At 36.3% G+C, this 361-nt stretch carries 1 protein-coding gene; it reads left to right on the top strand.

Features of this window, described 5'->3' with window-relative positions:
* A partial coding sequence (locus KVT27_RS23920) for a lasso peptide biosynthesis B2 protein (protein WP_217582105.1) occupies positions 1–271 on the top strand: 271 nt, incomplete at its 5' end.
* Positions 272–361: the final 90 nt, after the last annotated feature.

The following is a 361-nucleotide window of genomic DNA, read 5'->3' on the forward strand; positions in this document are numbered from 1 at the left end:
TAAATTTATATTAAGAAGTATTTCTGAAGCAATACGTATTATGAGTCAGCACACTTTTTGGGAGAGTAAATGTCTTGTGAGTGCGATAGCTGGAATGGAAATGCTAAAAAGACGTCAAATTGAGAGTACTCTGTATTTAGGGACCGCAAAGGATAAGAATGGAAAGATGGTTGCTCATGCTTGGTTACGTAGTGGTCCATTTTATATAACGGGAGCAGAAGAAATGGAACGGTTCACCGTAGATAGTAAATTTGCGAGAAGAATTGGTTAAAAAATCTTGAAGGAGAATACTATGAATAACAGTTATGGACTGGATTTAAACGGTGTAGCTAAGGAGCTAAAATTGCAACTTGAAATTCTC

The sequence above is a fragment of the Lysinibacillus sp. GbtcB16 genome (genome assembly GCF_019091145.1).
GTDB lineage: Bacteria > Bacillota > Bacilli > Bacillales_A > Planococcaceae > Lysinibacillus > Lysinibacillus fusiformis.